Origin of the sequence: Methanobrevibacter sp. (genome assembly GCF_045114555.1) — an archaeon.
In the GTDB taxonomy this organism is placed as follows: Archaea; Methanobacteriota; Methanobacteria; order Methanobacteriales; family Methanobacteriaceae; genus Methanobrevibacter.
This window is the reverse complement of record NZ_JBGUKT010000026.1, coordinates 1-6,782: the sequence shown is the minus strand read 5'-3', so window position 1 is coordinate 6,782 and position 6,782 is coordinate 1. Positions and strand designations below refer to the sequence as shown.

Sequence of the window (6,782 nt, the reverse complement as noted above, 5' to 3'; positions counted from 1 at the left end):
CCAGAAGTTAAGTCTTTTCGCGTTTTGTTTGTGTACTATGGGTTTCGGTCTATGGGAATTTCATTTAGCTGCCAGCCTTTTTTTATCTAACACTATTTAGTTTTAATATTTACGAACTTTTTATAAATTTTATTCATTTCTTTATAATTGATCTATTTTTTTTAAAAAATTTTTTAAACTTTTTTCCTAATTTTTTGTGATTTTTTGCTTGTAATTCTTATAAATAGCAAAAACTTTATATACTATGTATAACAATTGTTATATAATGAATATTTTTCTTAAAATTTATTTTTAATATTTCACTATTTTTAATATTTCTTCATTAAGAATAGAGCACTTGTAAATATAAAATATAACAATTGTTATTTTTTAATGATTATATTAAAAATATTTTTCTAAAAGAATATTTTTAAGAATTTTATTAAATGTTTCATTTATTAAAATCTACTAGTATTCATTATATTTACTAATTAATTTATATTACAGGTGATAAAATGACTAACAAAAATTATGGATTAAGTACTTTAGGATTACACGCAGGACAAGAAGAACCAGACCCAGCAACTGGATCAAGAGCTGTTCCGATTTATCAAACTTCATCTTATGTATTTAAGGATACGGATGAAGCAGCAAATAGGTTTGCTCTTCAGGAATTTGGTCAAATTTACAGTAGATTAACTAACCCTACTAGTGATGCTTTTGAAGCAAGAATTGCTGCTATCGAAGGTGGAAATTCTGCAATATCTGCTGCTAGTGGTTTAGCTGCTATTACTTATGCATTATTAAACATTACCCAACCTGGAGATGAAATTGTTTCTGCAGATAATTTATATGGTGGAACATATCAATTGTTTGATTACACTTTTAAGGATTTGGCACGTAATGTTATCTTTGTAGATTCACAAGATCTTGATGCTTTTGAAGCTGCTATAACTGATAAGACAAAAGCGATTTATGTGGAATCCATTGGAAATCCTAAATTGGATGTTCCTGAATTTGAAAAACTTGCTGAAATCGCTCATTCTCATGATATTCCATTAGTGGTAGACAACACTGCTGCTGTTGGGTTAGTAAGACCTTTAGATCATGGGGCAGATGTAATTGCAGCTTCTGCAACTAAGTTTGTTGGAGGTCATGGTACTGCTATAGGAGGATATATTGTAGATAGCGGTAAATTCAATTGGGGTAATGGTAAATTCCCTACCATTTCTGAACCAGATCCAAGTTATCATGGTCTTAACTATTGGGAAATATTCGGTGATTTCCCAGGACTTGGAAACATTGCTTACACTCTTCGTATTAGAGCAAGATTATTAAGAGACTTAGGTGCAACTCTTGCTCCAGTCCACAGTTTCATATTCTTGCAAGGTTTAGAAACTTTATCTATCAGAATGGCTAAACACTCTGATAATGCATTAAAAGTAGCTAAACATTTAGAACAACACCCTGCAGTAAGTTGGGTAAGTTATCCTGGACTTGAAAGTCATCCAACACATGAAACTGCTAAAAAATACTTAGGAGACCAATATGGTGCTTTATTAACCTTTGGTGTTAAAGGTGGACTTGAAGCAGGAAAAGAATTTATTGATAATCTTGAATTGTTATCTTTACTTGCTAATATTGGTGATGCAAAAAGTTTGGTTATCCACCCAGCTTCCACTACACACCAACAATTGACTCCAGAAGAACAGGAAAGTACTGGTGTAACTCCTGACTTGATTAGAGTCTCTGTAGGTCTTGAAGATGTAGAGGATATCATTGCTGATATTGATCAAGCTTTAGAAAAAGTTACTGCTAAATTTGGAGAATAATTAAATTTCTCCAAATCATTTTTAATATATTTATACCCTCAATTTTTTATTTTTTTTAAATTTTCGTATTTTTTCAATTATTTTTCGTTTATATTTTTCAATAATATTTTTCAATTTTTATAATGCTCTTTTTTAAAAAAATTAGTTAAACCTAAACTTTATATACTAAAACTTACTAATAATAAATTAGGAAATATAACTATAGTTATATTTTTTAAAAAATTATAATAACGTAGTTATTTTATCTTTAAAATAATTAATATAATTACTAAAAAAATTTTTATTTAGAGAAAATCGGAGAGCTAATTATGATATATATGGACAATTCTGCTACTTCTCCAGTAAAAGAAGAAGTATTTAATGCAATGGTACCTTATTTGAAAGAAGAATTCGGTAATCCTTCTACTTTTTATAAATTAGGTAGAGATGCTAAAAAAGCGGTTGAAGAAGCTCGTGAACATGTAGCTAAATTAATTAATGCTGATACAAGAGAGATTATATTTACAAGTGGAGGGACTGAATCTGACAATATGGCTATAAAAGGAGTAGCCTTAAAATTTGAAGATAAAGGTAAACATATTATTACAACAGAAATTGAGCATCCTGCAGTTTTAAGAACTTGTGAATTCCTTGAATCAAGAGGTTATGAAGTTACTTATTTGCCAGTAAATGAAAATGGTATAATCAGTATAGAAGATTTAAAAAATGCAATTAGAGAAGACACCATTTTAATTTCTGTAATGCATGCAAATAATGAGATAGGAACTATCCAACCTATTGAAGAAGTAGGTAAGATTGCAAAGGAAAATGGCATCATATTCCATTGCGATGCAGTTCAATCTGTAGGTAAGATTCCAGTGGATGTTAAAGAAGCAAATATTGACTTATTGTCCATCTCTTCCCATAAGATTTATGGCCCAAAAGGTGTTGGCGCTATATTCATTAGAAAAGGAGTTAGATTAGAATTATTGATTCATGGTGGAGGTCAAGAAAACGGCCTTAGATCTGGTACAGAAAATGTTCCAGGTATCGTAGGTTTTGGTAAAGCTGCAGAGCTTGCTTATGAACACTTAGATGAAAACATTGCAAAGCTTACAGAACTAAGAGATTCTCTCATTGAAAAGATTAGTGATAGAATTCCAGAAGCTTACTTGAATGGGGATAGAGTAAATAGACTTCCGAATAATGTAAACTTCAGATTTGCAGCAATCGAAGGTGAAGGATTGATCTTAAGATTGGATGCAAAAGGAATCAATGGTGCAACCGGTTCTGCATGTTCATCAAAAAGTCTAAAGGCATCTTATGTATTAAGCGCTTTAGGTTTGGAAGATGCTGAAATCCACGGTTCATTAAGATTAAGTTTAGGTACTGAAAATAGCTTAGAAGATGTAGACGTTGTTGTAGATGCATTGGATGAAGTTGTTGCAGGATTAAGAAGAATGTCTCCATTATGGGATAATGAAAATAATGAATCTTTGGAATTGGATGAGTCTAAGTTTACAGACCCAGATCATTAAGTAAAAATTTAAATATTATGATTATTTAAAAAAATAATGTAAAGAATAAGGTGATAAGATATGTACAGTGAAAAAGTTATGGACCATTTTGCAAATCCAAGAAATTCTGGTATTATTGAAAATGCAAGTGGTGAAGGAACTGTTGGAAACCCTACTTGTGGGGATTTAATGACTATTTACATTGATGTAGATGACAATGAAGTGATTCAAGATATTAAATTTGAAACCTTTGGTTGCGGTGCTGCAATTGCTACAAGCAGTATGATCACTGAAATCGCTAAGGGAATGACTGTTGATGAAGCTTTAGAGATCACTAGAAATGATGTTGCTGATGCATTGGATGGTCTTCCACCAATCAAGATGCATTGTTCTAACTTAGCAGCAGATGCATTGACTGAAGCAATCAAGGATTACAAATCTAAAAAATCAGAATAAAATTTTTATTATTAATTTTTAATTTTTAAATTTTTTATTCTATTATTTATTTTATTATTTATTCTATTATTTATTCTATTTTTTATTTTAATTTTTTAACAACTATTTTTTTATAATAATTTTTTGAAATTATTTTTTATTCTATTTTTTTAAAACTATTTTAATTATTTCATAAATTTTTCAAATTCAATTTTTTAAGATTTTTGTTTTATCTCTTTGAAACTTTTTTTAATTATTTCTTAAAATTTTTTATAATATTTCATACAAATTTCCATCATCGCATAATTTTGATAAAAAATTTTTTCAATTTTTTGCAATTTCTTTTTTGTGTAAAAATCATATAGTAACATTTCATTAAATGATACTTTATTCAAAATGAATTAATTTAATTAATCATAAAATCAATTTAATTAAATCATATATTCTGATTATAAAAATGAATTTAGTATATCTACATCTAACAGTTTAAAAAGAGTAATTTAATAAATTTTTAATTTTTGAGGTATCAGAAAAAATAGGAATTTTAGAAAAAAGTTAAAAATTAGAAAAATTTAAAAAATTATCAAAAAGTTAAAAATTAAAAATTAAAAAAATAGGAAAAATAGGAAAAAAAATAATCAATGAAAAATTTATCAAAATTATTTTTCAATTGAAATTATTTTTTTTATTCATTAGTCATATTTTGGATTTCACTTAGAAGTTGATTCAATACTTCATTGCCAAGACCTTCAATATATTTTATAGATCCTGCACATTCGTGACCTCCACCATCAATACCTGCTTGAGGTATCTTATCTGCAAGACTAATGACTATATTATTTACATTAAATCCAAAGATCTTATGGACAGAATCAGTTGCCCTTAAAACTCCAAAGTCAGGACCATGTCCGAGTGTAATGATTGGCTTATCTTCACCAATCTCTTTTACAATCTTATCATGGACAAATCCACAGGTTTTTCCAGGAGCAGGGAATGTAAACTTATGAGCATATTTTTCAACATCCAAAACATTGAAGTAGATTCCATTTTCAAGTTGGACTCTTTTTATATTAGGCAAAGCCGCTTTCATTTGGGTATCTACACGTTTTAGGTATTCTTTATATAATGCTTCAACCATCTTAGGATGCTTGTCAAGATTGTCTACACCTAAAATGGTATCGATAATTCCTCTACCATTCATGAATCTAAGGAAGTAAGCTTCAAAATCAATACATTCAGCTATCTTCTTCAATTGCTCTCTATCATATCCTTTTTCAGATGCAAGCTTTACATATTGTTCCACTTCATCTGCTTCTGCACGGTCTCCTAAAACAGCAACAGCAGGCAAGTGTTTCACTAAATCTTCAACATCTGGATTAATGATGTGTGCAACTTCAGTAGCTAATGCTCCAGCAGTTATTTGAGAGTCCCCTCCAACAAGATAAGGATTTACATGAGTGTCAACGTATTCATCCACTGCAACAGTACCTGCAATAATGTCTTCATTGTTGCACTCTACACTACCATCAATTGTTTCTCCACTTTTCAATGTCTTTGTAATCAGTTCTCCAGGGAAGTGATGGTCAATGACTACAATTTCAATATCATAGATTTTTGCTTGCATCAATGCTACAATGTCTTCCTCTGTAGAACCATTATCCAATAATACAATTAGTGGCAATTTTTGCCCATGTCTATCAAAGTCTTCCAATGCAAAGGATAAATCCTTAACTACATCTTCCAATTCATAAAATGGGGCTTTACTAGGAGAGCGTTTAAAGTAATGGTATTCAGCATCATTATCAGGATTAAACTCTTTTAATAAAGGAATCACGGCTTTTTCCATTGCAACTCCTGCACAAATACCATCTGCATCCGCATGGTGTCTCACAAGAATTGATCTTCCATCTAAAATAGCTCTTCTGATAACTTTTGCAGCCTCTCTCATTTTAGGTTTTAACCTATCTAAAACTGGGCTTTGGATTAAGAAATCAACGTCATCAGGTTCTGCCTTTTTATCTAAAGCAATATCAATGAATTCCTTCATTTTATTTGCTTCTTCGTCTCCAAGCTTTTCAATGCTGCTTGACTCTATTTGAATTTCACCATTATGCTTATTAACCTCTCCAATTACCTCTACAATGTCTCCTATTTCAATTTCAGGATACATTCTAACTCCAGGCTCATTAAATGCTGCGGCCCAGGTAATTGCAGTCTCATCAGTGATTGTAAAAATAGTTGGTCCTGAAGTCTGTTGGATTTGTATAACTTCTCCATGGACTTTAACGACATTGCCCATTGAAGAATCATCAAGTGTTTCGATTTTGGTTCTTTTGATGTTTTTCTTGACTTTTTTAATCACATATTCCCCTTTGAAAACACTTGCAGGAGCCATGTCAACTTCACGTTTTCTCTCTTTGATTTGTGTGATTCTTACAAATACATAATCCCCCACTTTATTTGAGGAATTACGTGTTCTCATGAGTCCCCAAACTTGATTGTTTAAGCTGACAAAAAGACCGTATCTTTCCACTCTTGTGACTTTACCTCTATAGATTGAATTAAGCTCTAAATCGCTCATTTCACATAATCCATCTAATTCATAAACAATTTCCTTTCCTGAAATGTCAGATTCCACAACGAGTTTTTCCGGATTCCTCTCTCTTTCAGCTTGTTTTTTCATCTTCTCTTCTTCTTGTTTTTCTGAACAATCATCACAGTAATTCTTATCAGAGTCAATACGTTTTCCACAATCATTGCAAACGGTAATCTCACCAGTTCCATTGCAGTAGGAACAGTCTTCCAAGACATCTACCATTCCTTTTCCATCACATGCTTCACATGGAACATCTTGATCTGCATCTAAATCAAATTTAGCTCTAGCATTACTGTTCACGCCTTTAAAGTGATTTTTCATTTCAAATGTATCTACATAACCTGTTCCATCACAATTTTCACATATTTTTGTATCTACAACTATAGACCCGGTTCCATTACATTTAGGGCATGCTTTTTTCATTTTTCCCCCTCACAGATCTTT

4 protein-coding genes are annotated in these 6,782 nt (G+C 30.8%); 3 read left to right on the top strand and 1 reads right to left on the bottom strand.

The features are described 5' to 3' along the window. Window positions 1–494 precede the first annotated feature (494 nt). The 3 genes from ACJMLB_RS06580 (at window position 495) to nifU (ending at window position 3,763) form a co-directional block, all read left to right on the top strand. Entirely contained in the window at window positions 495–1,811 is a 1,317-nt protein-coding gene (locus ACJMLB_RS06580) for an O-acetylhomoserine aminocarboxypropyltransferase/cysteine synthase family protein (protein ID WP_405324669.1), read from the top strand. Window positions 1,812–2,122: 311 nt separating this feature from the next. Further along, entirely contained in the window at window positions 2,123–3,328 is a 1,206-nt protein-coding gene (gene nifS / locus ACJMLB_RS06575) for a cysteine desulfurase NifS (protein WP_405324671.1), read from the top strand. Between the two features lie 60 nt (window positions 3,329–3,388). Beyond that, window positions 3,389–3,763 carry a Fe-S cluster assembly scaffold protein NifU gene (gene nifU / locus ACJMLB_RS06570; protein ID WP_298537671.1) on the top strand — a complete coding sequence of 125 codons (375 nt, stop codon included), beginning with the start codon at window positions 3,389–3,391 and terminating at the stop codon, window positions 3,761–3,763. Window positions 3,764–4,427: 664 nt separating this feature from the next. Here nifU and ACJMLB_RS06565 read toward each other — a convergent pair. Continuing rightward, a complete protein-coding gene (locus tag ACJMLB_RS06565) occupies window positions 4,428–6,761 on the bottom strand; it encodes an OB-fold nucleic acid binding domain-containing protein (RefSeq protein WP_405324666.1) in 2,334 nt (777 codons plus the stop codon). Between the last annotated feature and the right edge of the window lie 21 nt (window positions 6,762–6,782).

Coding starts and splice junctions, on each gene's coding strand:
- ACJMLB_RS06565 (WP_405324666.1), bottom strand. CDS start 6,761: ATGAAAAAAGCATGCCCTAAATGTAATGGAACCGGGTCTATAGTTGTA.
- ACJMLB_RS06580 (WP_405324669.1), top strand. CDS start 495: ATGACTAACAAAAATTATGGATTAAGTACTTTAGGATTACACGCAGGA.
- nifU (WP_298537671.1), top strand. CDS start 3,389: ATGTACAGTGAAAAAGTTATGGACCATTTTGCAAATCCAAGAAATTCT.